23 protein-coding genes and 3 pseudogenes are annotated in these 26266 nt (G+C 73.7%); 21 read left to right on the top strand and 5 right to left on the bottom strand.

Going from position 1 to position 26266, the window contains the following annotated elements:
• Positions 1–73: 73 nt before the first annotated feature.
• A complete protein-coding gene (locus RB614_RS18655; RefSeq protein WP_308713808.1) occupies positions 74–1393 on the bottom strand; it encodes a ribonuclease D in 1320 nt (439 codons plus the stop codon).
• A gap of 228 nt (positions 1394–1621) precedes the next feature.
• Here RB614_RS18655 and RB614_RS18660 point away from each other — a divergent pair, with 228 nt between their 5' ends.
• Positions 1622–2749: a S1C family serine protease gene (locus RB614_RS18660; protein WP_308713809.1), complete on the top strand. Its 1128-nt coding sequence runs from the start codon at positions 1622–1624 to the stop codon at positions 2747–2749.
• A gap of 84 nt (positions 2750–2833) precedes the next feature.
• Complete coding sequence (locus RB614_RS18665) at positions 2834–3847, top strand: hypothetical protein (protein ID WP_308713810.1); 1014 nt, start codon at positions 2834–2836, stop codon at positions 3845–3847.
• A 65-nt stretch (positions 3848–3912) separates the two neighbouring features.
• Here the strand turns inward: RB614_RS18665 and RB614_RS18670 are convergent, their stop codons facing one another.
• Positions 3913–4479 (bottom strand): DUF3000 domain-containing protein, encoded by a 567-nt coding sequence (locus RB614_RS18670; RefSeq protein ID WP_308713811.1) that lies wholly within the window; start codon positions 4477–4479, stop codon positions 3913–3915.
• Between the two features lie 194 nt (positions 4480–4673).
• Between RB614_RS18670 and hemE the strand changes: the two genes are divergently transcribed.
• Positions 4674–5744: a uroporphyrinogen decarboxylase gene (gene hemE, locus RB614_RS18675; protein ID WP_308713812.1), complete on the top strand. Its 1071-nt coding sequence runs from the start codon at positions 4674–4676 to the stop codon at positions 5742–5744.
• Here hemE and RB614_RS18680 read toward each other — a convergent pair.
• Positions 5718–6479: an SDR family NAD(P)-dependent oxidoreductase gene (locus tag RB614_RS18680; protein ID WP_308713813.1), complete on the bottom strand. Its 762-nt coding sequence runs from the start codon at positions 6477–6479 to the stop codon at positions 5718–5720. The two genes, hemE and RB614_RS18680, sit on opposite strands and share 27 nt — an antisense overlap.
• Between RB614_RS18680 and hemG the strand changes: the two genes are divergently transcribed.
• Both hemG and hemQ read left to right on the top strand, forming a co-directional pair.
• Positions 6478–7848, top strand: a complete 1371-nt coding sequence (gene hemG / locus RB614_RS18685) for a protoporphyrinogen oxidase (protein ID WP_428983044.1) — start codon at positions 6478–6480, stop codon at positions 7846–7848. The two genes, RB614_RS18680 and hemG, sit on opposite strands and share 2 nt — an antisense overlap.
• Positions 7845–8552, top strand: coding sequence for a hydrogen peroxide-dependent heme synthase (gene hemQ / locus RB614_RS18690; protein WP_308713815.1), 708 nt, complete (start codon positions 7845–7847; stop codon positions 8550–8552). Before hemG ends, hemQ begins: the two co-directional genes overlap by 4 nt.
• Before the next feature lie 66 nt (positions 8553–8618).
• Here the strand turns inward: hemQ and RB614_RS18695 are convergent, their stop codons facing one another.
• Positions 8619–9056 carry a GNAT family N-acetyltransferase gene (locus RB614_RS18695; protein ID WP_308713816.1) on the bottom strand — a complete coding sequence of 146 codons (438 nt, stop codon included), beginning with the start codon at positions 9054–9056 and terminating at the stop codon, positions 8619–8621.
• Between the two features lie 112 nt (positions 9057–9168).
• Here RB614_RS18695 and RB614_RS18700 point away from each other — a divergent pair, with 112 nt between their 5' ends.
• The 16 genes and pseudogenes from RB614_RS18700 (at position 9169) to RB614_RS18755 (ending at position 24858) form a co-directional block, all read left to right on the top strand.
• Positions 9169–9444 (top strand): isoamylase early set domain-containing protein, encoded by a 276-nt coding sequence (locus tag RB614_RS18700; protein ID WP_308713817.1) that lies wholly within the window; start codon positions 9169–9171, stop codon positions 9442–9444.
• Positions 9445–9726: 282 nt separating this feature from the next.
• Positions 9727–10059 carry a WXG100 family type VII secretion target gene (locus RB614_RS18705; protein WP_308713818.1) on the top strand — a complete coding sequence of 111 codons (333 nt, stop codon included), beginning with the start codon at positions 9727–9729 and terminating at the stop codon, positions 10057–10059.
• A gap of 32 nt (positions 10060–10091) precedes the next feature.
• Positions 10092–10385 (top strand): WXG100 family type VII secretion target, encoded by a 294-nt coding sequence (locus tag RB614_RS18710; protein ID WP_308713819.1) that lies wholly within the window; start codon positions 10092–10094, stop codon positions 10383–10385.
• A gap of 128 nt (positions 10386–10513) precedes the next feature.
• Entirely contained in the window at positions 10514–11617 is a 1104-nt protein-coding gene (locus RB614_RS18715; protein WP_308713820.1) for an HNH endonuclease, read from the top strand.
• Entirely contained in the window at positions 11614–12483 is an 870-nt protein-coding gene (locus RB614_RS18720) for an SseB family protein (RefSeq protein WP_308713821.1), read from the top strand. Before RB614_RS18715 ends, RB614_RS18720 begins: the two co-directional genes overlap by 4 nt.
• 68 nt (positions 12484–12551) lie before the next feature.
• Positions 12552–12974, top strand: coding sequence for a YbaB/EbfC family nucleoid-associated protein (locus RB614_RS18725; RefSeq protein ID WP_308713822.1), 423 nt, complete (start codon positions 12552–12554; stop codon positions 12972–12974).
• The gene (locus tag RB614_RS18730) at positions 12958–13227 is read left to right on the top strand and encodes a hypothetical protein (RefSeq protein ID WP_308713824.1); all 270 of its coding nucleotides are present in this window, start codon (positions 12958–12960) and stop codon (positions 13225–13227) included. The genes RB614_RS18725 and RB614_RS18730 overlap by 17 nt, the downstream gene beginning before the upstream one ends.
• Before the next feature lie 62 nt (positions 13228–13289).
• Positions 13290–13433: a hypothetical protein gene (locus RB614_RS18735; protein ID WP_308713825.1), complete on the top strand. Its 144-nt coding sequence runs from the start codon at positions 13290–13292 to the stop codon at positions 13431–13433.
• 130 nt (positions 13434–13563) lie between these two features.
• Positions 13564–17073 (top strand): annotated as a pseudogene (locus RB614_RS44595) (toxin glutamine deamidase domain-containing protein); the annotation flags it as partial.
• A 175-nt stretch (positions 17074–17248) separates the two neighbouring features.
• Complete coding sequence (locus RB614_RS44600) at positions 17249–17563, top strand: hypothetical protein (RefSeq protein WP_487379829.1); 315 nt, start codon at positions 17249–17251, stop codon at positions 17561–17563.
• 1424 nt (positions 17564–18987) lie between these two features.
• Positions 18988–19395, top strand: a pseudogene (locus tag RB614_RS44605) (toxin glutamine deamidase domain-containing protein); the annotation flags it as partial.
• A gap of 127 nt (positions 19396–19522) precedes the next feature.
• Positions 19523–19834 carry a hypothetical protein gene (locus tag RB614_RS44610; protein ID WP_487379830.1) on the top strand — a complete coding sequence of 104 codons (312 nt, stop codon included), beginning with the start codon at positions 19523–19525 and terminating at the stop codon, positions 19832–19834.
• Positions 19835–21129: 1295 nt separating this feature from the next.
• Positions 21130–21594: pseudogene (locus RB614_RS44615) on the top strand (ADP-ribosyltransferase); the annotation flags it as partial.
• A gap of 65 nt (positions 21595–21659) precedes the next feature.
• Positions 21660–22529, top strand: coding sequence for a hypothetical protein (locus RB614_RS18745; protein WP_308713827.1), 870 nt, complete (start codon positions 21660–21662; stop codon positions 22527–22529).
• Positions 22526–23503, top strand: a complete 978-nt coding sequence (locus RB614_RS18750; protein WP_308713828.1) for an ADP-ribosyltransferase — start codon at positions 22526–22528, stop codon at positions 23501–23503. The genes RB614_RS18745 and RB614_RS18750 overlap by 4 nt, the downstream gene beginning before the upstream one ends.
• A 116-nt stretch (positions 23504–23619) precedes the next feature.
• Positions 23620–24858: a S8 family serine peptidase gene (locus RB614_RS18755; RefSeq protein WP_308713829.1), complete on the top strand. Its 1239-nt coding sequence runs from the start codon at positions 23620–23622 to the stop codon at positions 24856–24858.
• 12 nt (positions 24859–24870) lie between these two features.
• Here the strand turns inward: RB614_RS18755 and eccB are convergent, their stop codons facing one another.
• On the bottom strand, positions 24871–26262 hold the full coding sequence (gene eccB / locus RB614_RS18760; RefSeq protein ID WP_308713830.1) for a type VII secretion protein EccB: 1392 nt from the start codon (positions 26260–26262) through the stop codon (positions 24871–24873).
• Between the last annotated feature and the right edge of the window lie 4 nt (positions 26263–26266).

Raw genomic sequence — 26266 nt, forward strand, 5'->3', positions numbered from 1 at the left:
GTGGGGCGGGTCACTGTGCTCCCGTGATCAAAGCTCCCCCCATGTCGTTCTAGCGACGTGGGGGGAGCTTTGATCACGGGGTGGGCTCGCGGAGCGCGACCGCCAGGCCGTCCGCGATCAAGCCGACCTGCCAGGCCCGCGCGCCGTACCCGCGAAGTGTCGCCGCGACCGTCTCCGGCGTGATCTCCTCGGGCGGCGTCCAGGCCAGCCGGCGTACCGAGTCGGGTGTGATCAGGTTTTCCGGCGGCAGCGTGTGCGCGGCGGCGGCGGTGGTGACCACCTCGCGGCACCGGGCCAGGCGGGCCGCCGCGATCGGGTCGCGCTCGGCCCACCGGTGCGGCGGCGGGGGACCGTCCAGCGGCGGGGCCACCGGCAGCATGTCGTCGGGCAGCTCGCGCGCCTTGGCCAGCGCCTCGATCCAGGTACGCGCCAGCCGCCGCACCGACCGCCCGCCGAAGCCGGGGAGGGTGAGCAGCGTCCGCTCGTCCTTGGGGTCGAGCTCGGCGGCCGCGATGATCGCCGCGTCGGGCAGCACCCGGCCGGGCGCCGAGTCGCGGCGGGCGGCGATCTCGTCCCGCGCGTACCACATCGCGCGCACCCGCGCCTGCGCCCGCGCGCCGCGGATGCGGTGGATGCCGGAGGTGCGCCGCCACGGGTCCGGGCGCTGCCGGGGCGGCTGCGCGCCGGAGGCGACCAGCGCCGCGAACTCCTCGGCGGCCCAGCCGTCCTTGCCCTGCGCCGCGAGCTCGGCCGCCAGCTTGTCGCGCAGGTCGGTGAGGAGCTCGACGTCCAGCGCCGCGTACGTCAGCCACGACTCGGGCAGCGGCCGGGTGGACCAGTCGGCGGCCGAGTGGTGCTTTTCGAGTGTGTACCCGAGCAGCTGTTCGGTCAGTGCGGCCAGGCCGACCCGCTCGAATCCGGCCAGCCGAGCGGCCAATTCCGTGTCGAAAAGGCGACGCGGTCGCAGGCCGAGATCGGCGAGGCAGGGCAGATCCTGGCTCGCGGCGTGCAGTACCCATTCGGCGTCGGCGATGGCCTCGTCGAGCGTGCGCAGGTCACCGAGGGGGAGCGGATCGATGAGTACGCTGCCCGCGCCCGCTCGGCGCAGCTGCACGAGGTACGCGCGCTGCGTGTACCGGTAGCCGGAGGCGCGCTCGGCGTCCACGGCGACCGGGCCGGTGCCGGCGGCGAAGCGGGCCACGACCTCGGCAAGCTGGTCGGGCGTCTCGATCGGGGTCGGGGTGCCCTCGCGGGGGGCGGTCAGCGGTACGGGCCCGCCAGGCGTTATCGGGTCGGGCCCCACGCTTTCGGTTGCCGGAGCGGGCCGGCTGTGTGGTCCGTCCCCTGCTTGGCGTTGCGCGGCCCGACGGCGCAGGGGTGGTTCGTCGGTCACCCGACAACCGTAGTGTGGTCGCCGGCTGGCAACGAGCAGCCGGTGCCCGGCGCGTCGAACCGGAGGCCGCTCACACCGGACGTCACCGGACCCGGCGCCCGTGTCAGCATGAAGGAGACAAACGTCGTTACCGCCGGTACGGTCCACCGGTGCCGCCGATCGGCTCGGGTGGGGTTGTGCCGAGGTGCGACTGTGGAACGGGCGTCCTAGGGGAGGGGCTAGATCTCGATGACTGCTGGGTACGACCCGCTGTCCGCGCAGCCCGGAGCACAGGTGCCCGGTCCGCGCCACTCGCTCGAGGAAGAGGTGGGCGTGGCACCGGCCGGGCCGCCGGCCAGTGGGCCGCCGCGCACCGACGATCCGGACGGGCTCTACCGGCCCGGCCCGCCCCCGCCGCCACCGCAGAGCCCGCCGTTCGGCGCGATGCCGCCACCTCCGGGACCCGCCTACCCTCCGCCGCCGCCCGCCGCCTTCCCGGCTCCGGCCTACCCGCTCTCCGCGCCGCCCATGTCGGGGCTGCCCGGCGGTGAGCCGCAGTACGCGCCGTACCCGCCGATCGCGGCCCCGCCGCCGCCCCGCCGCCGCCCCTCCTGGCTGGGGCTGAGCGCGCTGGTGCTCGCGCTGATCCTCGGCGCCGTCGCGATCGTGCAGTCCATCCAGATCCGCGACCTCCAAGGGCGCGTCGCCGACGGAGACCGGGCGCTCGCCGAGGCGCAGGCCGCCGACAAGGGGCGGATGGACGGGCTGGACGGGCGCACCGCCGAGTTGGAGACCGCGGCGGGCAAGGCGTTCAACCCCGAGGCGATTTCGAGCGAGGTGCTGCCCAGCGTGTTCCGCGTGTCGGCCGGGCAGTTCACCGGTACGGCGTTCGCGGTGGGGCAGCAGAGCGGCAGCACCACCAACCTGTTCACCAACTTCCACGTGGTCGAGTCGGTGTGGGTCGCGGGCCAGCGCGAGGTCTTCATCGAGCGCAAGGACCAGCGGTGGCCGGCGACCATCGTCCGGGTCGACGAGCAGGACGACGTCGCCCAGCTACGCACCAACAACAAGTTCACCGGGCTGGCCACCGCCCGTGAGGCGGCCAAGTCGGGCCAGCAGATCGTGGTCGTCGGCGCCCCGCTCGGGCTCGAAGACACGGTCACGACCGGCGTGATCAGCGCGATCCGCAAGGACGAGGGTGGCTCCGGCACGGTGATCCAGTTCGACGCTCCGATCAACCCCGGCAACTCCGGCGGTCCCGTGGTCAACGCCGCCAAGCAGGTGGTCGGCATCGCCACCGCCAAGGCCCGGGACGCGGAGGGCATCGGCCTCGCGGTGCCGATCAAGACCGCCTGCGACGAGTTCAAGATCTGTTGATGCTGCCGCGGCGCCCCGACCGGCCCGAGAACCGCCGGGTGCGCCGCGCTCTGACCGGGCGGCCGAGCGCCCACAGGAGGAATGATGTCCTACCCGCCTCACACCCCCGGTGGACCGTACCCGCCACCGGGTGACCAGCCGCCGACGCAGCCGATCCCGGGCGGCAACGAGCAGGCGTACACGATCCCGACCGGCTCGGTACCGGCCGGCACGTACCCGCCGGAGCAGGGCTCGGTGCCGCCCGCGCCGCAGCCGCCGTACGGGGTGCCGGCGCAGCCCTCCGGCCCGCCCGCCTACTCGCCGGCGCAGCCCGCCTCGCCGGCCTACCCGGCGCAGCCCGCCTCGCCGGCCTACCCGGCGCAGCCCGCCTCGCCGGCCTACCCGGCGCAGCCCGCCTCGCCGGCCTACCCGGCGCAGCCTGCCTCGCCGGCCTACCCGGCCCAGCCGCCGACCGCGGCGTACCCGCCGGTGGAGCAGCCGCCGGCGCAGCCGTCGTACCCGCCGGCCGACCCCGGTGCCGGCTTCGCGGCGCAGCCCGCCTACGCGCCCCCGCCCTCGTACGACCCGGCCTCCGCGCCGCCGGCCGGGCCGCTGTCCGGGGTGCCGTACTCCGCTTCCCCGCTCTCCGGCCCGCCGATGTCCGGCCCTTCGTACGGGGCGCCGTACGGCGCGGTCCCGCCGCCGAAGCGCGGGCAGCTGCCGCTGATCCTGGGCATCGTGGCGGCGCTGCTGTTCGTCGGCGCAGGTGTCATGACCGGGCTGTACATCAGCAAGTCCGGCGACTTGAGCGACACCCAGAAGCGGATGGACCAGCAGGTCAGCCAGCGCGACGACACGATCGCGGCGAAGACCAGCGAGGTCGACAAGCTCAAGGCCGACCTGACGGCGGCCCAGGAGAAGCTGACCCAGACCGAGCAGGACCTGACCGGCACCAAGAACGACAAGGAACAGACCGAGAAGGAGAAGGCGGTCATCGCCGACTGCCTCAGCAAGGTCAACGCGTTCATCGCGGCGCTGGCCGACGGCAACCAGGCGGCGGCCGAACGGGCCGCGGACGCCCTCGCGGCCCCCTGCCGCGAGGCCGAACGCTACATGTAGCCGGGTTTCCGGAAGGCGGCCGTGGCGGACTCGCCGCGGCCGCTTTTCGCGCGCTGAGCGGCGGGTCAGGCCATCAGGCGGTGGCCGTGCAGGGCCGTGACGCCGGGCGGCGGGAGGCCGGCGGTCGAGGCCAGCACCGCGCACCAGGCCAGCAGGTGGGCGCCGAGGTCGTCGCCGGTCGGCGTCCACGAGGCGCGGATCTCGATGTCGGCCGCGGCTGGCGGGCCGGCCAGGTCGCCGAAGCGGGTGGAGATCGTCTGGGTCACCGTGCCGGCGACCGCGGTGTGCGTGGCCTCCTCCGCCTCCAGCGCGTCGGTGAGCCAGGTCCAGCCGACCGCGGGCAGCAGCGGGTCGGCCGCGAGGTCCGGCTCCAGCTCGGCCGTCACGTACGTGACCAGGCGCAGCGTGCCGTCCCAGGCCTCGTGACCGTCCGGGTCGTGCAGCAGGATCAGCCGGCCGGTGGCGACCTCCTCGCCGTCCTTCATGACGACGCCGCTCACCGCGTAGGAGTACGGCGCGATCCGCTGCGGCGCGGGCACCTCCTCCAGCTGGATCTCCGCGCGCGGCGTAGCGGCCTTCAGACCGGCCACCGCCCGCGTGAAGATCTCCGGATGCCCGTTCGGAGACACCATGTCCCGCAGCCTAGGCCGCGTTCGGCCACTGCGGGGGACCGCCGCGCCGACAGCGGGTGACGGTGCCAGCTCAGGGCCCCGCGATCCAGGCCGTATCCGCGGTGATAGATCTCCAATCGCCCCCATACGCCCTAGATCGCCACGGGTGAGGGCGCGAGGTGTCGCAGCCGCCGGGCGTGGGAGCATGGGACGCGATGACGACGACCATGGAGGGCAGTGCGGCCCGCCACGAGCGGCCCGCCGCGGACTCCGTTTTCGTGCGGGCCTGCCGCGGGCTGCCGGTTCCGTACACACCCGTGTGGTTCATGCGACAGGCAGGGCGCTCGCTGCCGGAGTACCGGAAGGTGCGCGCCGGGATCCCGATGCTGGAGGCCTGCCGCCGCCCCGACCTGGTGGCGGAGATCACTCTCCAGCCGGTACGGCGCCACGGCGTCGACGCGGCGATCCTGTTCAGCGACATCGTCGTACCGGTCGCGGCGGCCGGGATCGACCTGGACATCGAGCCGGGCACCGGGCCGGTGGTCGCCGAGCCGATCCGCACCGAGGCCGACCTGGACCGGCTGCGGCGGCTCACCCCGGCAGACGTGTCCTATGTGGATGAGGCGGTGCGGCTGCTCGTCCCCGAGATGGGCGCCATCCCGCTGATCGGCTTCGCCGGAGCGCCGTTCACGCTCGCCAGCTACCTCGTCGAGGGCGGGCCGTCGCGGACGCACGCGAAGACCAAGGCGATGATGTGGGGCCAGCCGGAGCTCTGGCACGCGCTCTGCGGCCGCCTCGCCGAGATCACCCTGGAGTTCCTCCGCGTGCAGGTGGCGGCCGGCGTCTCGGCGGTACAGCTCTTCGACTCCTGGGCCGGCACGCTTTCCGACGCCGACTACCGGCGCTTCGTGCTGCCGCACTCGGCGCACGTGCTGAAGGGGCTGCGGGGCGCGGGCGTGCCCCGGATCCACTTCGGCCTGGGCACCGCCCAGCTGCTCACCGCCATGGGCGAGGCCGGCGCGGACGTGGTCGGCGTCGACTGGCGTACCCCGCTGGACACCGCGACCGCCCTGGTCGGGCCGGACCGGGCGGTGCAGGGCAACCTCGACCCGTGCGTGCTCTTCGCGCCGTGGCCGGTGGTCGAGCGCGAGGTGCGCCGCGTGCTGGCCGAGGGGCGGGCCGCCCCCGGCCACGTCTTCAACCTCGGCCACGGCGTGCTGCCGGAGACCGACCCGGAGGTGCTGACCCGGGTGGTCGCGCTAGTGCACGAGGCGAGCGCGCGCTGACAGGCGCAGCGCCTGCCAGGAGCCGTCGGCGTTCCAGCCGCCGTCGACCGAGAGCGCCTCGCCGTTGACGAAGCCGCTCCTGGCCGGGTCGGCCAGGAACGCCACCGCCTGCGCGATGTCGTCGGGCGTGGCGAAGCGCCCCTGCGGTACGTGGTCGGTGATGTCGCCGTCCCCGTACGCCCCCTCGGCCTGGGACGCCTCGTCCATCTCGGTCTTCACCCAGCCGGGGCAGACCGCGTTGACCCGTACGCCGCGCCCGCCCCACTCGGCCGCGAGCGTGCGGGTGAGCCCGACCAGCCCGTGCTTGCTCGCGTTGTAGGCCGCGCGGTCCACCACGCCGCGCAGCCCGGCGACCGAGGCGATGTTGACGATCGTGCCCGCGCCGGCCGCCAGCATCAGCCGCCCGAACTCGCGGCACAGCAGGAACGGTCCGGTCAGGTTGACGTCGATCACCCGCCGCCAGTCGTCGAGCGTGGTCTCCTCCAGCGGCGTGATGAACGCGATACCCGCGTTGTTGACCACCACGTCGACCCGCCCGAACCGCTCGTCCACCGCCGCCGCGAACGCGATCACGTCGGCCTCCGCGCTCACGTCGCCCACCACGGCGAGGTCCGCCGCGACCGGCTGCTGGTCCATCACCGCCAGCGCGTACCCCTCGGCCCCCAACACCTCGGCCACCCGGCGACCGATGCCCTGTGCGGCACCAGTCACCACCGCCACCCGCTCACCCGTCATGGTCGGCAGCTTAGTTACCGTGGGGGCCGTGAGCAGAGCTCCGAACGTCGCGGTCGTGGGCGGTGGGATAGCCGGGTTGGCCGCCGCCCTCCGGCTGCGGGACCGCGCGCCTTCCGGCACGACCATCACGGTGTACGAGCAGTCGGGCTCGGTCGGCGGCAAGCTGAGCACGGGTTCGGCGGCCGGCTCGGCGGTGGAGCAGGGGGCGGAGGCGTTCCTGCTCCGCGACGCCGACGGTGGCGACTCGGCCGCGGTGGCGCTGGCCCGCCGGGTGGGGCTCGGCGACGCGCTGGTGCACCCGGCGGTCGGGCAGGCCGCGCTGGCGCTCCACGGCACGCTCGCGCCGATGCCCGGCGGCACCCTCCTCGGCGTACCCGCTGATCTGGAGAAAGTGGCCGCGGTCGCGCGGCCGGACGCGGAGCGGGACCGCGACGGCGGCCGCCCGCTGCTGGGTCCGGAGGAGGACGTCACGGTCGGCGCGCTGGTCCGGCGGCGGCTGGGTGACGAGGTGGTCGACCGGCTCGTCGATCCGCTGCTCGGCGGGGTGTACGCGGGGCGGGCCGACGGGCTGTCGCTGGTCGCCACGATGCCCGGGCTGGCCCGGGCGGCGCGGGTGGAGCACACGCTGACCGGCGCGGTGCGAGCCGCGATGGCCGCCGCGCCCCGGCCGGCGGGCGGGCCGGTCTTCGCCACGGTCGCCGGGGGCGTGAGCCGGCTCGCGGCGGCGGTGGCCGAGGCGTCCGGCGCGGAGATCCGGCTGGGCACGCCGGTGCGCGAGCTGGCCCGGGTGCCCGGCGGGTGGCGGGTCGGGCCGGACACGGTGGACGCGGTGGTGCTGGCGCTGCCGGCCCGGCGGGCGGCGCGGCTGCTCGGTGTGGAGCCACTGCTCGACTACGCGAGCGTGGCGCTGGTGACGCTCGCCCTGCCCGCCCCGGAGCTGCCCACCCTCTCCGGATTCCTGGTGCCGGCGGGCGAGGGCACGCTGGTCAAGGCTGCCACGTTCTTCTCCACCAAGTGGGCCCACCTGCGCCGCGACGACGGGGTGGCGCTGGTGCGCGCGTCGGTCGGGCGGTACGGCGAGGAGCACCAGCTGCACACCGGCGATCCCGAGCTGGTCCGCACCGTCCACACCGAACTGTCCACATTGATCGGTGCCCGGCTGCCCGAGCCGGTGGACGCGCGGGTACGGCGGTGGGGCGGCGCGCTGCCGCAGTACCCGGTGGGGCACGTGGAGCGGGTGGCCGCCCTGCGCGCGACCCTGCCCCCGACGGTGGCTCTCGCCGGCGCCGGATACGACGGCGTCGGCATTCCGATCTGCGTGCGATCCGGCGAGACGGCGGCCGACGAGGTATTGAAAGGACTGTCATGACCTCGGAACCACAGAGCAACGCGGCGCGTATCAAGGAGCTCAACGCCACGATCCGGTACACGATGTGGTCGGTCTTCCGGGCGACCGGGCCGCTGCCGGCGCTGCGCGACCCGCTCTCCGGCGAGGTGGAGTCGCTCTTCGAGCAGCTGGCCGCGAAGGACGTCGTCGTGCGCGGCACCTATGACGTGTCCGGGCTGCGTGCCGACGCCGACCTGATGGTGTGGTGGCACGCGGCGTCGGCGGACGCGCTGCAGGAGGCGTACGGCCTGCTGCGCCGCACCGCCCTCGGCCGCCACCTCGCCCCGGTGTGGTCGCAGATGGCGCTGCACCGGCCGGCGGAGTTCAACAAGAGTCACCTCCCGGCGTTCCTGGCCGGCGAGGAGCCGAAGGCGTATGTGTGCGTGTATCCGTTCGTGCGTTCCTACGAGTGGTACCTGCTGCCCGACGAGGAGCGCCGCGAGATGCTCGCCGAGCACGGGCGGCAGGCGCGCGGCTTCCCGGACGTACGTGCGAACACGGTGGCTTCGTTCGCGCTCGGCGACTACGAGTGGATGCTGGCTTTCGAGGCGGACGAGCTGTATCGCATCGTCGACCTGATGCGCGAGCTGCGCGCGTCGCGGGCCCGCCGCCACGTCCGCGAGGAGGTCCCCTTCTACACCGGCCGGCGCCGCTCGGTGCCCGAGCTCGTCGCCGCCCTGCCCTGACCCCGCTCCGGTGGCCGTGATCGAAGCTCCCTTCACGTCGTTCTAGCGACCTGGAGGGAGCTTCGATCACGGGGTGGCGGTACGTGCCATCGGCACGTGCGGGATGCCGTCGTCCAGAAACTCCGCACCGGTGACCGCGTAGCCGTACCGCTCGTAGAAGCGCACCAGGTGTGCCTGCGCGTCGAGCACGCTCGGCCGCCCGCCGATCTCGTCGAGGGCCGCGGCCATGAGGCGGCTGGCCGCACCGGTGCCGCGCTCGGCCGCGGTCACCACGACCCGGCCGATCCGCGCGACGCCACCGGGGTCGCCGAGGATCCGCAGATACGCCACCGGCGCGCCGTCGCGGGAAAGCCACACGTGGCGGGTCGCCGGCTCGGTGTCCCGCCCGTCGAGCTCCGGGTAGGCGCATTTCTGCTCCACCACGAACACGTCGACGCGGAGCCGGAGCAGCTCGTACAGCGTGCGGGCGTCGAGGTCGGCGAAGGGTGCGACGTGCAGCTCCATGCCGCGATCCTCGCACGTCAGCGGGAAAAGACGGTGTGTCGCTTCCACCCGGCGGCCGGGGCTCGGGCAAAGCTCGATGGAGCCCCAACATCTCGTGCCTCGGAGGAGCAAGGTGATCAAGAGAAACAAACTCTTCGGTACCAAGACGCGGGTGACGTTCTGCCTGCCGAAGGACGCACCTGTCGGTACGGTCAGCGTGGTCGGCTGCTTCAACGAGTGGGAGCCGGGCCGGCACGAGCTGGTGCCGCGCAAGGACGGCACCCGCACCGTCACCGTCAAGCTGGAGCCCGGCCGCTACCGCTTCCGCTACCTCGCCACGGGTGGCGTCTGGCTCGACGACGAGGAAGCCGACCGGATCGACCACGAAGGTGGGGAGCTCGTCCTCTGATTTTTCCTGAACCGGACCGGAGCGTCCCTCGTATTGGTTGAGTCATCCCCATGTCCGGGCTGGCAACGTGAGGGACGCTCTGATCACGGTTGGGATCAATGGCGGCAAAACCGGCGCATGTCGGCCCCGGGGTGGTCCGAGTGGACAAATGGCGTTACCTTCGGGTCGCGAGTATTCGGCGTATGGGCATCCATGCGTCCCAAGGGGAGGCTCCCCTGGGCGGGGGGCACGACAGAGGAGCGGGGTGAGTCTGCCTTGACAGGAACTCCAGGGGTCGGCAATGTGCACGCGACCCAGGCGCAGCTGAACCAGATGGCTACGCGCTGCCAGGACGTGCGTGAGCGCTTGGCGACGGGCATGGCGCAGTTGCTCGACCGGGTGACGGATCTCGGCGGCAGCGGCATGAGCGGTTCGGCCAACTCCGCGTTGCAGAACGTGTCGGCCGACCTCAACAACGGCCTGACGAAGATTCTGAACGCGCTGGACGAGCTGTCCGGCAAGATCAGCGACGCCTCGACGAAGTTCGGTGTGCAGGACGACGACGCGGCCTCCACCATCCGCAACGCGGCCGGTGCGACCGGCGACGGCGCCGTCATCTCGGCCCTTCGCGGCTGACGTCCACCCCTAGTTCGAGAGGCGAAAATCCAATGGGTGACCTTCCAATCACTTACAACTTCGGCGCCATCGCCGACGTGGCGACCGCGATCGGCACCTACTCCGGCAACATGGACGTCGAGCTCGGCGACCTGTACAACGACTTCAAGAAGCTCTTCGCCGCCGACTGGCAGGGCGCCGCGGGCCAGGCGTGCGACGCCGCCCAGCAGCAGTGGAACCAGGGCGCCGACGAGATCAAGGGCGCGCTGCTCCGGCTCGGCCAGGCACTGGGCGCTTCTTCGGAGCGGATGCAGGAAGTCGACAACTCGATCTCTGCCGGCTTCTGACCCCGTCCGGCTCGGACGCCGATGGGTCCCGGCGGTGGCCTTGCCTCCGCCGGGACCGGTGTCTGAGCCCCGTGCCGGGGCAGCGCGGGCTGCTGGATACCCCGCAGGGTTGATTCGGGGAAGGCGCGATGGTGAGTCCGGCGGACGGTGAACTGGCGCCCGGGGCGCGCTTCGCGATGAGCGTGATCCATCCGGGCTCGCCGACCTTGCAGGTGCGCTTCCGGCAGGGCGTGCTCGTGACGCCGTACGGCTTTCCGGACTGGCCGCTCTGCGCCCGCGCGGTGGTGCGGATGCCGCCGCCCGATCCGGCGCTGACGCTGGAGGAGCAGCGGGTCCTCGACGTGCTGGCGGCCAACGCGGCGATGGCCCGGGTGGCCGGCGACCCGGACGGCGATCCACTGTGGCCGGTCACCGCGGCGGCGGGCACGGTCGGCGGTGGCCGGGAGGGTGCGGTGCCGACGCCGTCCGGCTGGTGCTGGGCGCACGTGGGCACGCCGGACGCCGCCCGGCTGCTGGCGCTGGTGCCGATCGAGCTGCACGGCTCCTACCGCCACGCGGGTGGGATGCGCCTGCTGCCGGCGACCGGTCGCGGGTTGCGCGCCGACCCGGAGCCGCTGCCCGTGGGGCCGGCGGCCGGCGAGGAGGTACCCGGTGAACTGCTCGACCTGCTGGAGAGCGCGCTCGGGTGGCCGCTGCCGCCGGCGTACCGGCGCTTTGTCGGCGAGACGAACGGTGCCGGCCCGGCGGCGCCCGCGGTGCTCCCGCCTTACGGCCTCGTGGCCGACCAGCCGCTCTTCGGCCTCGCCCGGGAAGACCGGCACCAGGACCTGTCCTATGTGGGCGAGTGGGTGCGCGACCGGCTGACCGTCGACTTCCTGCCGATCGGGTACGTGCAGGGCGGCCTGCTGGCGGTCAAGGTCTCCGGCGACGACCTCGACTCGATCTGGTACCTGGACGACGACGACCCGCGCGACCGCGAGGCGTACGGGCCGGAGGAGATCCGCGCCCACCTGCTGCACCGCTGCGCGGACAGCGTCGACGATCTCTGGACCCGGCTGGTGCGGCCGCCCGCGGCGCTGGTCGACCTGGCCGCGCGGTCCGTGGGCCAGGTGGCCCAGGTGCGCGACGAGATGGTCGGCGCCGGGCTGCCGGCGCGGCTGAAAGCGCCCTGGCAACCGCCGGCCAAGGGCGGCAGCGACCCGGTCGCCACGATGTTCGAGGCGAGCTCGTGACCGACGAGACGGGCGGCTGGGCGCCGGCGAACGACGTGGAACGGGATCTCCAGCGGGCGACCGGCGACGGCGACATCGACGCGGTAATGAGCATCCTCGCCGTGGCGCCGCTCGTGGTGCCCGGCTACCGGGACGAGCCGGAGGCCCAGCCGGGCCGGCAGCGGCTGCTCACCCGCGAGCGCGACGGCGTGCCGTACTTGCTGGTCTTCACCTCGCCGGAGGCGATGCACCGGGCGGTGCCGGCCGACGGCTGGCGGGCGACGACCCTGACCGAGGTGGTCTGCGGTACGCCCGACGGGTGGGGGCTGGCGGTCAACCCGGTCACCCCGATCGGGGTTCTGGTCAAGCCCGAAGACGTGCCCGAGCTCGTGCCCACCGAGCGGACGATGCGCGGCTTCACCCCGGCCGGCGAGGTGGAGCGGCTGCTGCGCGACGCGCTCGTCGCCCCGGACGCCGAGGTGCTGCTCGACGTGCTGGTCACCGCCCAGGTGATCGTGCCGACCCAGGCGCTGGAGATGGATGGCGTGCTGGCGGTGCCGGTCTTCACGTCGGCCGAGCGCCACGAGGAGTGTCTCGGCGGGCGTGATCTGGACGTTCCGGTGGTGACGATCGATTTCATCTCGGTGCTGCGGCAGTGGCCGGGCGACGAGTACCGGCTCGCGGTCAACCCCGGTTCGCCGATCGGCGTCACGCTGCCGGGGGAGCGGGTGCGGCACCTGGTGGCGTACGCGGAGCAGTTGGTGCGGCGGCGCCTCGGCGACGGGCCTCCGCCACCACCGCCGGTCGCGCCCTTCACCGGCCGCGAACCACCGCCGATCCACCTGCCGCCGAACGGTATCGGTGGGGCGCTGCGCGGTGAGGGCTGATACCCGATCTATGCGAGGATCATCTATTGTCGGAGCAGGCCCGATGGGCATAGGGGGAGGTGGGAGGCATGGAGCGACCGCAATGGTCGGCAATTCGCGGCGTGATTGACGACCTCCAGCAGACCATCGAAAACGCGGCGCAGACGCGGCAGCAGATCATGGAGATCACCGGCACGGCGTGGTCCGACGACCGGCTGGTCAAGGCGGTGGTCGGCCCGCGCGGGCAGCTCATCGAGCTGGAGATCGACCCCCGCGTCTACCGCACGCCAAACTCCAAAGCGCTGGCCGCGTCGATCATGTCGACCGTGCGCGCGGCGGTCGAAGACGCCAACAAGCAGACGAAGGAAATCGTTGACAAGGTCATGCCCAAGGATCGTGGACTTGGTCTGATCGGAAAAACTGATTTCGACGTATTGATGGAAAGTCACGACGCCGATCTGCCAAAGGCGCTGAAGAAGAACGAGGAGGACGGCCATGGGGTCCTACCTTGACATCCAGGACGACCCCAACGAGGTGAGCGGCACCGGCGCGATCCTGCGCGCGATCGGGACCTCCTTCCAGGGGCAGGCGCGGGGCATCCTCGCCGACATCAACGCGGTCAACGCCGAGCGCCCGTGGGGCAGCGGGCTCGACCGCGCCGGCGAGGGCCTGATCAGGCCCGCCGACAAGACGGTCCTGGCCATGACCGAGTACCAGGGCGTCGACGCCGAAAGCCGCACCAAGATCAACCAGACAAACGTCTAGTGCGGTGGCCACTGACCTTTGCCGGCTTACCCGGTGAACGTCGGTGGCCACCGCACTGGTCGGTGGCCGCCGCGCTCGGCACCACCGACCGGCCCGGGCGTACTCCGGGCGCGCGTGCCGGCGTGACGGTGGAGGGGGCGGGGCGAGTGGACTGGGACCGCCGCTACCCGGCCCGTGGCGTCGAGCGCCCGTACCGGGTGGGCTGAGCCGGCCGGGGGGAGGGGCCAGGTGAGCGGTAACGTCGCGGAAGACGCCGCCGATGCCGCCCTGGAGTCGGTGCGGCAGTGCTTCATCCAGATCAACGAGTGGATCCCGGTCCTCGGCGACTTCCTCGAAATGATCGCGCAGTGGCCGGAAGCCCGCCACGACCGCCTCTTCGACCTCGCCGACTCGTACCAGTCAGCCGCCGAGCTCTACGCCTCGCACCTGGAGGAGATCCGCGACTACATCCGCGACCTCTCGGTGTGGCAGGGCGACGGTGCCGCCCAGGCCGTCCAGCAGAGCATCCAGGGCTACCTGGACGAGACCGCGAGCCTGGGCGAGGCGCTCGGCTCGATGCAGCAACTCGTACACGGCAAGGCGCTCGAGATCGAGAGCATGAAGTGGATGGCCGTCATCACGCTCGTGATGATGGTGATCGCGCTGATCCAGGCGATCATCACGATCTGGACCGGCATCGGCGCCGCCGCGGGTGCGGCCGCGATCGCGGCCGGCCGCGCGACCATCTACACCATCGCCCGGGAGCTGCTGCGCAAGCTGTGGCAGGAGACCGTCAAGGCGGGCATCCGGCGTTTCGTCCAGAGTGGAGTCCGCGGCGTCGGAGCGGCGGCGCTGCGCGGCGGCCTCGCGTACGCCGGCTTCATGGGCGCAATGAAGGGCGGGATCATGCTGATCCAGGCCCTGGAGGGACACGACCCGTTCACCGAGGGCTGGGCCGGCCGGTTCGGCATGGAGCTCGTCGACAGCTTCATCGCGGGCTCGATCGGCGGCCCGCTGATGTTCGGCATCCACAGCCGGGTCACCGAGGCCGCGGCGTTCGGCCTCGGCCAGGTCGGCGACAACTTCCTCCAGATCGGCCGGGACCGGCTGATCGACCAGCTGGGCCTGACCGACTGGGCCCAGCGCAACGGCGTCTACAGTGGAATGACCCTGGACGACGTCTGGGACTCGGTCACCCCGGCCGCGCTCCTCGGCGAGATCCTGAGCGAGCCAGGCGGGCGCCACCGGCCGAACGTGGTGACGCCGGCGCTCCACCAGGGCGTGGGCAACCTCTTCGGCGGCAACCAGGCTGATCTGGCCGGCCAGACGGGATTGCCGAGCCCGACTGGTCTGGCGGGGCAGACGGGCTCTCAGGGCTCGTCTTCGAGTTCGTCTTCCGGCGCTTCGTCTGGTTCCTCTTCCAGTCCTTCGTCCGGTTCTTCGTCTTCTTCGTCCGGTTCTTCGTCCGGCTCTGGGCGGGGTGGGTCTTCTTCTTCGTCCTCTGGTGGGTCTTCCTCGTCGGGTGGGCAGCGCTCGGGCGGCTCGTCGTCAACGAACGCGGAGGGGACTCCCCAGACCGGCACGCAGGTGCCGGCGACTCCCGACCCGGCGTCCCCTGGTGATGGGGCGTCCGCAACCCCGGACGGTGGGACGCCGGCTCCGCCGGATGCCGGCACGCCTTCCCCGCCGGATGGTGGGGCTCCGCCCTCTCCGGACGGCGGGACGTCATCCCCGGACAATGGGACGCGCTCTCCGGACAGCGGGACGCCCGCGAGGCTGGATGGTGGTTCGCCTGCCTTGCCGGATGGTGGCACGCCGGCGTCGCGTGACGCCGGCGCGCCTTCCTCGGCGGACGGCGGGAGGAGGGCGACGCCGGACGCCGGGACGCCTGACGCTGGACGTACCGTCACGCCCGGCGGTGGGACGCCGGCGCCGACCACGGGGGACGGCACGACGCAGACCGCGAGCGGCGAGGGTGGGCAGTCGTCCGCCACCCCCACCCCGGCGGCCGACAGCTCCATGGCCTCAGACGGCTCCACGCCAGACAGCTCCACTTCGGACGGTGCCGAGCCCGATGGCACGGCTCCGCCCGATGGCGGCCGTGACGGCACGGCCGTCACTCCGCCCGACACCTCCTCGATCGGGCGCTCGGACGGCGCGCTGGGTCGCTCGGACGGCGCGCAGGGCCGCGCCGATGGTGCCCAGAGTCGGTCCGATGCTGCCCAGAGTCGCTCCGACGGCGCGGGCCGCCCGGACGACGGGCAACCCGCCGGCGACGGTGCGGGGGAAGAGCCCAAGTGGTACCACTGGCGCAAGCGGATCGAGCAGCAGGTTACCGCCGACTACGCGCGGGGCGTGGGTGAGATGCTCGGCCCGCCTGTGGATACGAACGGCCCCGACGGCCAAGCCCCGCTGCTGACGCCCGACATGGTGCGGCACGCGCTGGCCACCGACCCGGACAGCCTCGACGACTACGGCAAGCGGCTGCAAGGGTTCCTGGCGCAAAACTTCACGAACGTCGACAGCAGCGGCAACCGCGTCCCGATGAGCCGGGCCGACATCGCCACGCGGCTCGGCGAACTGCGCGCGGGCACGATGACCCCGCCGCTCACCCCGACCCCCGGTTCGCCGCCGCCCGGGTCCGCGCCGCGCTCGCCCACACCGGGCACTCCGACGCCAGGCTCGCCGGTGCCCGCGTCCCCAGAGCCGACGCCCGCCTCGCCGCCCGCCTCGCCGCATGCCTCCCCGGAGCCGACGCCCGCCGGGGTCGGACCGCGGACGCCTTCGGGGGCGCGGGCGCCGGAATCCACGCCGGCACCCCCCAGCCCGGACGCCCCCACACCGGTCGACCCGAAGCTGGTCCCGGCCGACCCGACCGTGCCGGAGAAGGACAAGCTCGATGAGCGAACGCTTCACCTACTACGTTCTCTACCGCCGGGACCGGACCACACCGGTGGGCCTGCTGGCGGAGGGACAGACGGTCCCGGCTCTGCCCAACCGGGTGGTGGGGTGGGACTACCAGGACGAGACCTGGACGGAGGCGGAGGCCTCCCTGGGCGCGATCCAGATCAACCCGGACTACGAGGACCGGCTCCGGGCAGTCGAACGGGCGACGGCGGAGCGGACCGCCCGGCAGGTCCTGGGAGCGGAGCTGCCGACCGAGGAGGAGCTGCAGGCGATCGGGGACCGGGCGGAGGAGGAGTACACCCGGAAGTGGGGTCCGGCGGGCAGCTAGGCCCGCTGGCCGACCCCGGCGCGCTGGCGCCGGGCGTCCCGCCGCTCGACACGACGCGCACCACCGGCCCGGACCACCTCGCGCCGATCGAGGATCCGCGGTACCAGGCCGACCTCGCGCAGTCCCTGGACACCGGCGCCGGCTACCAGGTGGGCGCCGACCCGTCCACCCACCCGTACGGCCGGCTGGTCAACGACGGCGGACCGACGATGCCGGGCCGGGGCAACAACTGCCTCGACACCTCGCTGGCCGCCCTCTCCAGCTTCTACGGCGACCCGCAGGTCTCCGCGCCGCGCTGGCCGGACGGCTCGACCGACCTCCGCGGCGAGTCGAACGGGATCGGCCGCGCGGTCAACTGGCTCGGCGGCACCTGGAACGGCCCGTCCAGCCCGCTGCCCGGCGACCCGACCGCCCGGGCCACGGCGGTGGCTGGCCAGTACGCCGATCTGCATGCCCAGATCGCGGCGGCCGGCCCGGGCTCCTCGGCCCTGGTCGTCGTGGACTGGCTCGACTTCGACCAGGCGACCGGCCAGGTCCGCACCGACGCGAACGGCGACGTCGCCGCCTCGCCCTCGTCCCACGCGTTCGTCGTCGTCTACCCGCGGGGCGCGAGCGGGCCGGTCTGGTGGGACCCGCAGCACGGCCAGACCTGGACGTCACCGCCGACGCACTACATGGCCGACACGCACACGCTGTGGTCGATGCGCGGCGACGGCCTGGCCGCACCGCCGGCGCCGGCCACGCCGGCCACGACCACCACCCCGCCGTCACCGCCCGCGACCACCACCAACACCGAGGGAACGCCCGATGACGCAACAGGAACCGGAGATCACGGAGGACGAGGCCCGGGAACTGATCACCCGGCTGATCGGGGCGGGCCGGGAGGTGACCCTGTACCGGTTCGAGAGCGGCTGGCTGGCGAGAGCGGTCCTGACGGACGAGGAGCGCGGCCGGGGGATGCAGGTGGGTCAGGGGAGCTACATCATCGACCTGAACGGGACGGTGACGGCCCAGTCCAGCCTGTCGACCCGGATCCTGACGGCGCAGTACAGCGAGGCGAGGCGGGAGGGGCGGCTGACCGGCCGGCAGATCTGGCCCGAGCCGACGACGCCCCCGCGGTAGTCCCCGACACGCACTCGGTCGAGCAGGCGTACCTCGACGCGCTCGACCCCGCCGAGACGGCCGCCCTGCGGGACGCCCTCGCCGCCGCCGAGCCGGTGGCCGCGCGGATGCGCGCCGACCTCACCGAGGTGGCGGACGCGCTGCGCCGCGACTTCGACACCGTCGACGTCGAGGTCATGGGCGACGGCACGTACGACGTCAAGGAGCTGCCGTCACTGGCGCGCAGGTGCGTCATCGAGGGCGACATCGCCGGCGTCGACACGTTCCTGGACCAGGCCAACGACCTGGCGCGGTTTTCGCTGCGAGCCCCGGACGGCCCCGCCTACGACGACGTCGTGCGGGCGGCGCTGGACCGGTTGCGGCAGGCGCCGTACCACTATCGGTACGACCCCGCCGACGACAAGAGCTTCTGGCGGCCGGGCAACCGGTTCTACGGCCGCGAGGTCACGCTGTACACGCCGGACGGGCACCCGATCGAGGTGCGGTTCCCCACGCAGGCGTCCTGGGACGCGGGGAAGCTGACCGACGGCGCGTACGAGAAGGTGCGGCTGGACGGGCCCGACCCGGTCACCGACGAGGGCTACCCGTCGCACGAACGGGTGCGCGCGTTCCTGGAGACGCTGAAGGTCAACCGGGACGCCGGGCTGGCCGGCCGGCTCCCCGGCGGGACGGATCCGACCTCGGCCAAGGACACGAGCTTCGCGAAATGGACATCGTCCAGGCGGGAGCTCTGGGCCGACTACCGGTCCTGGCTCGCCGACCGGGGTCGGACGTTCGCGGACGAGGTACGGGCGTACGGGCTCGGTCCGGAAGACTTCCCGGCCGACCCGCGCCTGGTGCAGGAAGGCAAGATCGATGACCGCATCGTTCACGTACTACGCGCTGTACCGCCGGGCGGACCGGGTGGAACCACCGGTGGGCCTGCTGGCGGAGGGGCGGTCGGCGCCGGACCGGCCGCTCGTGGTCATGGGTTGGAGCCACCGCCACAAGACCTGGATGCCGGCGTCGGCCTCGCTGAACTGGGTCACGGCGAGCCCGGACTGGATCGACCGGTTCGAGATCGTGGACCGGGCGGCGGCGGAGCGGACGGCCCGGGAGAGCCTGGGAGCGGAGCTGCCGACCGAGGAGGAGCTGCAGGCGATCGGCGAGGGCCCGTCGGTGACGTTCCAGCGGCCGACCCAGCGGCCCTAGGCCCGCGGGATCCCGCCGGGCTGGCGCCGGGTGTGCCGCCGCTGGACACCACCCGCCTGGTCGGCCCGACCAACCTGGCACCGATCGAGAGCCCGCGGTACCAGGCCGATCTCCAGCGGGTGCTGGACACCGGCTGGGGGTACGCGACGCTCGCCGACCCGTCCACCCATCCGTACGGCCAGCTGGTCAACGACGGCGGTCCCACGGTCCCCGGCCGGTCCAACAACTGCCTCGACGGCTCGCTGGCGGCCCTTTCCACCTTCTACGGCGAGCCCCAGGTCGCCGCGCCGCGCTGGGCGGACGTCAACCCCGACGGCAGCCCGGACCACCGTTCCGGCGAGGCCGACGGCCTGCGGCGCGCGCAGGCGTGGCTCGGCGACACCTGGACCGGACCACCGGCCGGCATGCCCGGCGACCCCATCGGGCGTGCGGCCGCAGTGGCCGGCCAGTACGCCGACCTGCACGCCCAGATCGCGGCGGCCGGCCCCGGCGCCTCCGCGCTCGTCGTCGCCGACTGGCTCTCCGTCGACCCTGCGACCGGCCAGCCCCGCATCGACGCCAACGGCCATGTCGTGCGCGAGGACGCGCACGCCTTCGTCATCGTGTACCCGCGGGGCGCGAGCGGCCCGGTCTGGTGGGACCCGCAGAGCGGGCGCACCTGGAACTCGCCGCCGGCCGGGTTCATGGCCGCGACCGACACGCTCTGGCACATCCGGGCGGACCATCTGGCCGGCAGCCCGGCACCAACCACCAGCGAGGGAACGCCGAATGTCACAGGAACCGCAGCTGACGGAGGAACAGGCACGGGAGCTGATCCAGAGCCTGGTCGGGCGCGGCACGGAGGTGACCCTGTATCCGTTCGAGTTCGGCTGGCTGGTGAAGCAGGCACTGACGGAGGAGCAGCTCAGCAAGGGGATGCACGTGGGTCACGGTTCGTACATAGTGGACCGGACGGGCGTGGTCACGGTGCATTCGAGCCTGCCCATTCCGATGGTGATGGAGGACTACAGCGAGGCCAGGAGGGCGGGACGCCTGAGTGGGCGCCAGATCTGGCCCGAGCCGACACCGCCCACGGCGTAACCACCGAGCCAGTCACCCACGAGCTGGTCACCCGCGATCAGGTGAGGAACGCGGCCGCCTGGCTGGCGCCGGGCGACCCGCACGTCATCCGGATCGACGGCGGCGCCCCGCACCACCTCAACCAGGTGCTGGCGAACGAGATCGCGGACGCGATCCAGCAGCGGACCGCCGCCGACCGTGCCGCCCGGGGCTTCGGCCGGCGGCTGCTCGACCGGCTCGGCCGCCTTTTCGGCCTCGACCCGCGGCCGCTGAAGGCCGGTGACGAGAGCCCGGTCCGCCTCGGCCTCGATCCCGACGCCCGCACTGGTGCGTCCCGTCGGCCGCGAGACGAGTCCCCGGCGCGGGACTGGGTCGTAGGTGACGCGCCTGTTCCACGGCGAGGCGAGCTGGCCGGAGCGGGGAGCGTACGCGGCGTAGGCGGCCCGGCGGCGCCGAGCGGGCGGACACACCCGGCGAGCCCGATCGCGCGCGCCGGCACGCCGCGGGACCCGCACGCCACCGTGGCCAACCACCGGGCCGCGCCGGAGCAGCGCACCCGGGCCTGGGCGCCCGAGATCACCGAGACCGTCCACATGCGAGGGGCGCTCGACCAGCACCGGCCGCAGGGTGTGGTGCGGCGGCTGGTCGGCGCGATCCTGCGCGCGTTCGGCCGGGAGGCGCCGGCACCGCACACGGCGACGGCGGCGGGACGGCACACGGCGCCGCCGCCGGGACGGCACACGGCGCCGCCGCCGGGACGGCACACGGCGCCGCCGCCGGGACGGCACACGGCGCCGCCGCCGGGACGGCACACGGCGCCGCCGCCGGCCCCGCCGCTCACCGGGCCCGATCCGGCGAACTACGGGCAGCTCAACGCGAACGGCGTCTGGACGTTCGACAGCGACGCGGCCGGCGAGGCGTTCGGCGAAAACCTGCTCGGCGACGACTTCCACCGCCTCCCGCCGGACCAGCAGATGGCCATCCGGGAGTACACCCGGCACTCGTGGCCGTACAACATGATCGCCCGGACCGACCAGGCGCAGGATCTGTTGCAGCGGTGGTGGGACGACGCGGGCACCGCCGACGCGGTGCGTGCCCTCTTCGGCGGCCGGGTGCCGACGCTCTCGGACGTCTACGCCCGGGCCCCGCGCAACGCCCCACCGGGCACGCTCGAACGCTGGCTCGTCGACCAGGTGCTCAGCGAGCCGCCGTCGCGGCAGCCGGCGGTCCTGCGGCGGATCGTCAGCGACGACGGCGTACGCGGCATGCTGATCCGCTCGTTCGGCGGGCGCTTCCCGACCGAGGCCGACATCCGCGCCCGGATGGCGCTCATCGACGAGGCCATGCGGGTAACCCCGTTGCGGCACGGCGTGCAGGCCCTCCGCGGCCTCCAGGAGATCAACTTCATGCGCGACCCGGTCGGCAACCCGATGAACTTCCGGCAGGACGCGAGCGGCCGGTGGCTCGACGACCGAAGCCAGCCGCTGACCGTGGACGAGATCCGGCGCCGGCTGGTCGGCACGACCCAGGAGGCCAACGGGTACATGTCGACGTCGCTCGGCGCCTCCGCCGCGTTCTCCGGCACCAGCCACCCGTTCCGCCTCGTGCTGGACGTGCCGCGGGGCAACCCGGCGATGTGGATGGGCACCAACAGCGTCTACCCCGAGCAGCGCGAGCTTGTCCTGCCCCGGGACGCGGAGTACACCATCGTGGCGGTGCGCCCCGGGCCGGGCGGCACGGTCGAGATCGTCGCGACCGTCGAGCGCGCGGGCGTGCCGTAGGGTTTTCCGCGTACGAGGCGGCTTCGCGTGCGAGGCTTCGCATTCGAGCCGAAGGAGGGTGACGGATGAACGGGGACGGCCGGCCCGGCGATGGGTATGTCCCGCCGTGGGACGCGCCGCCACCGCCGCTGCCCCCGAACTCCGATCCGTACCCGCACGGTGGCTACAAGGCCTCCACCGAGGGCCCGATCAGCTACCTGCCCGTGCTGGTCGACGGTGACGTCGTCGGCTACGTGTGGGCCTCGGTCGCGGACGACGCGGCCAGCTTCCTGCGCGTGCTGGCACATCCGGTGGGGCGCTCGCTCGACGCCGCGGTGGCCTGGAGCGAGCGGCTGCGCCAGGCCGAGGCCGACGGGCTCACCCCGTCGCAGGCGCTGACCCGCTGGGTCGGCGCGCCGGCCGACCCGCAGGCGGGCGCCATCCCGGCGGACGCGGTGCCGCGCGAGGCGGCGAGCAAGCGGGAGCTTCGGGAGCTCGCCAATCCCGGTGCGCCGCCGGACATCAGCGAGCTGCCGCCCGCGCCGTTCGGCTACCTGCCGGACGGTACCCCGCTCGACCGTTCCCAGGGCTGGGAGCCGAAGATCGCGACGTCGAGCCCGCGCGGGCGGCCCCGCTACCTGGCGGTCACCGAGGGGCCGGTGCACTACATCACGGTGGTCAAGGACGGCCGCACGATGGGCTACCTGTGGGCGTCCACTTCGGACAACGCCGCGTCGTACGAGCGCCGCGGCTTCGACGTCGAAGACAACGACGTGTGGGGCAGGTGGCTCGCCCGGCTCGACGAGGCGGCCGCCGAGGGGGTAGCGCCGCTGGAGGCGGTCCGCCGGCTGGCCGGCAGCACCGTGGACGAGGCCGGCGCGGCCGAGGCGCGGGAGCGGGAGGCGCCGAGCCTGGCGGCGCTGAAGGAGATAGCCCGCGCCCCCGAGGACTCGTGAACCGGTGGGGTGACCCGCGGTTTCGCCCGGTGCGGCTGCCCGAGCGCTACGCGGAGGCCGCTTCCGGCGCCGTGGCGTACCGCCCGGTGGCGCGCGGCGGCGAGCCGCTCGGCTTCCTCTGGGCCTCCGATGTGGACGGTGCGGCGGGCTGGGTGGAGTGCGGCGCGGCGGGTCCGGACGGCTGGAACGCCGGCACGCCCTGGCTGCGCCGCCTGGCCTCGGCGAAGGCGGCCGGCCGCACACCCGGCGAGGCCCTGCGCCACCTGGCGGACCTTCCCGAGGACGAGCGGGCCGGCGTCGTGAGTGGGCCGGAGGCCGGGGCGGCCAGCCTGGCGGAGCTGACCGAGCGGGCGGGGCCGCTGGAGCTGCCGGGGCCACCGCAGCTGGCGGAGCCCGCGCCGCCACCCGGCCCGCCGCCCGCGGGGCTCAACTCCTTGCAGCGGGCCGCGTACGACTACACCCGCGCGCCCGACGTCCACAACGCACTGTCGCAAGCGGACGATCCACCGGCCCGCCTCGCCGAGCTCCTCGCCGACCCGGCGCGAGCCGCCGCGCTCGCGGCCATCTTCGGGCGCGCGCCGCTCTACGGCGACTTCGTCGAGCGCTTCCGCCTGCTCGACCAGGCGGTCCGGGCGCCATTGCCGCAGTCGCTGGAGACGCTGCGCGGCGTGGACGACGTGGCGCACCTGACCGGCGGTGTCGCCGACCTGCGGGCGGCCGCCGGCGGCACGTACACCGAGCCCGGCTATCTCTCCGTGTCGCTGGGGGCCACACCGGCGTACCGCACCGGATGCTGGCTGCGGCTGGTCGCGCCGAAGGGCACGCCGGCGCTCTGGATGGGGCGGCGGAGCCACCACCCGGACGAGCGCGAGCTGATCCTGCCACGCGCCCTGACGATCCGGATCGACGACGTCTACCTGCGCGACGGCCACCTGGAGGTAGCCGCCACGATCGTGACGGCTCGCCACGCGTAGCCCAGCGCGACCGGGGCCAGCTCGCGGTCGCCCCCGGCGGCGGCGCGGCGCAGCTCCACGGCGGGACGCTAGCATCGACTAGATTTACGAGCGCTGGTCTGCCACGGGGAGGTGCAATGGCGCTGGCCCGTACCACGGCGGTGGTCTGCGTCGCGGCCGCGATGTGCGCGGTGGGTGCCGCGCCGGCGGCGGCCGCCCCGCGTGCCCCGGCCCCGACCAACCAGCGCTGCGTCGAGCCCGGCCCGACCATCGCGGAGGTCCCGTGGGCCCAGCGGATGCTCGGGCCGGAGCGGGTGCGGCCGTTCACGCGCGGCGGCGGGCAGATCATCGCGGTGCTCGACTCGGGGGTCGACGCCGGCCATCCGGAGCTGGGTGGGCGGGTGCTCGCCGGGTTCGACGCGGTGGCGGGCAGCGGGCCGGCCAACGACGACTGCCTGGGAACGGGCACGCAGGTGGCCGGCGTGATCGGGGCGAAGCAGGAGCAGTCGGTCGGGTTCGTCGGGCTGGCCCCGGACGTGACGATCCTGCCGATCCGCGTGATCGCCGAGCGGCCCGGCAGCGGAAACGCGGCCGATCCGCAGGTGCTGGCCCGCGGCATCGACGAGGCGGTCAGGCGGGGCGCCAGCGTCGTCGCGGTCACCACCATCACGTACCAGGACAGCCCGCTCCTGCAGGGCGCGGTGGCCAACGCGATCTCCAAGGGCGTGCCGGTGGTGGCCGCGGTGGGCGATCTGGGCGACCAGCGCGGCGTGATCCCCACGCCCTACCCCGCCGCGTACGACGATGTGGTCGGCGTCGGCGCGATCCGCGAGTCCGGCGTGCTGTGGGGCAAGTCCCAGCAGGGTGAGTACGTCGATGTGGTGGCACCGGGCGAAAAAGTGCTGACGCTCAGCCGCGCGGGCGGGATGACGGTCGCCGACGGTACGGCCCTGGCCACCGGGTTCGCGGCCGCGACGGCGGTGCTGGTCCGCTCCCGGCGCGGCATGATGCAGGCGCAGGGCGGTATCGGGCGCCAGATCGAGCGCACCGCCGTGCCCGCACCGGGCGGCGCCGGATACGGCAGTGGCGTGGTCGACCCGTACGCGGCGGTCACCGCCCGGCTGGCGGCGACCTCACCCGAGCCCCTTCCCGGCCTGCCGCCCCTCTCGACGGAAGAGTCGCCGGCCTGGGCGCGCGCCCGCGACCTGGCGATGATCGGCACCGGTGTCGCGGTGGCGGCGGTGCTGGTCGTGCTCGCGTTCGCGGTGGTGATGCCGCGCGGGCGGCGGCGCTTCTGGCGGCCGGCGATGGCGCCGAAGCCCCACCAGGAGACCGAGCCGGACGAGCCGGGCCCGCCGGTGCAGCTCTTCCCCTGAGCGGGTTGGCCCTCAGGTGGCGGCCTTTATCGCCTCGCTCGGGTTCAAGGTCGGGCCGGTGGGGAGGCGGAGCATCAGCGCGGTGGGCACCTCGATCGCTTCGGCCGCCGGGTAGCCGAGCAGCTCCAGCACCTCGGCGCTCGGCACCGCGTACTTGATGCCCGTGTCGGTCACGACGAAGTAGCCGCCGGCCTCGGCGGTCGGCGACGCCAGCACACGCACGGTGGCGACCCAGCCGGACGGCACCAGTACGCCGTCGGCGAGCAACGCGCCGTCGCCGGAGGCGGAGGCGGTGGGCGCGACCGTGTCGAGGCCCTCGACGGTGCCACCTACCACCAGGGACGGCAGCGCACGGCCGTCCGAGGTGACCGCGCAGACCTGCTCGCTGGCCGGTACCAGCGTCGGCGCGGACTCGGGCGCCGCGCCGGCGTCGCTGGCCGGCGGGCGCAGCCGGGCGCTCTTGGGTGCGCTGTTGACCACCGAGACCGCCACGTCCTCGCGTTCGAGATCGGCGGCGGCACCGAGGATCGCGAGCTGGAGCGGGGTGATGGCGGCGACACCGTCGTCGAAGACCAGATAGTGCTGCTCGCCGGAGCCGGTCTCGGTGGTGAGCACCTCGCCGATCGTCCGCCCGGACACCTGCGAGGAGGGCGAGCCGCGGTCCGGGATCGTGATGGTCTGGATCTCGTTGCCGGCGGGCAGCGAGTTGATCCAGGCGGAGCCGACCCGTGCCGCGCGCACCTCACCGAAGATGGCCGGCACGAGGTTGGTCGCGTCGTTGACCAGATGCCGGCGGCCGCGCCAGATCAGGTACGTCGTGTCCGCACCGCTGTCGCGCACCAGCAGGCCTTCGCTGTCGGTCAGCCCGTGCCCGCCCGTGGTGCCCCGCCCCACCGCGAGGCGGACCCGGGTGATCTGGGTGCCGGCGTCGTCGGTACCCGGCGCGCTGCAGATCGTCCACGGTAGACCGATGCGCTTTTTGAAGCCGGGCAACGAGTCGGGCGCCCCGGGTATGCCGATCGTGTTGCCCCGCGGCACCTCGCCGAGCGAGTTGCTGGAGATCCGGAAGACCTGCGCGCCGGGGCGGCCGGCGGCCAGCTTGGCGGAGGCGAAGTTGAGCGTCGGGTGCAGCGCGCCGCCGACGTAGACGAAGCTGGCGCCGGTCTCCTTTTCGATGACCACGGCGCCCTCGGTCTTCCAGCCGTCGCTGCCGACCTTGGTGAGGATGCCGTAGATGCCGAAGCCGGCGGCCACGAGGATCGCCACCATCACGCCGCCGAAGACCGCGCCGACGCCGCGGCGCAGCGGCGACTGCTGCGGGTCGGTCTCGCGCATCACGAACGCGGAGATCACCCGCTGGGTCAGGAACTGGTACGAGTGGAGCTGGTCCCGCCGCGTCGCCATCGGA

Source organism: Phytohabitans maris (assembly GCF_031085175.1).
Lineage (GTDB): Bacteria > Actinomycetota > Actinomycetes > Mycobacteriales > Micromonosporaceae > Phytohabitans > Phytohabitans maris.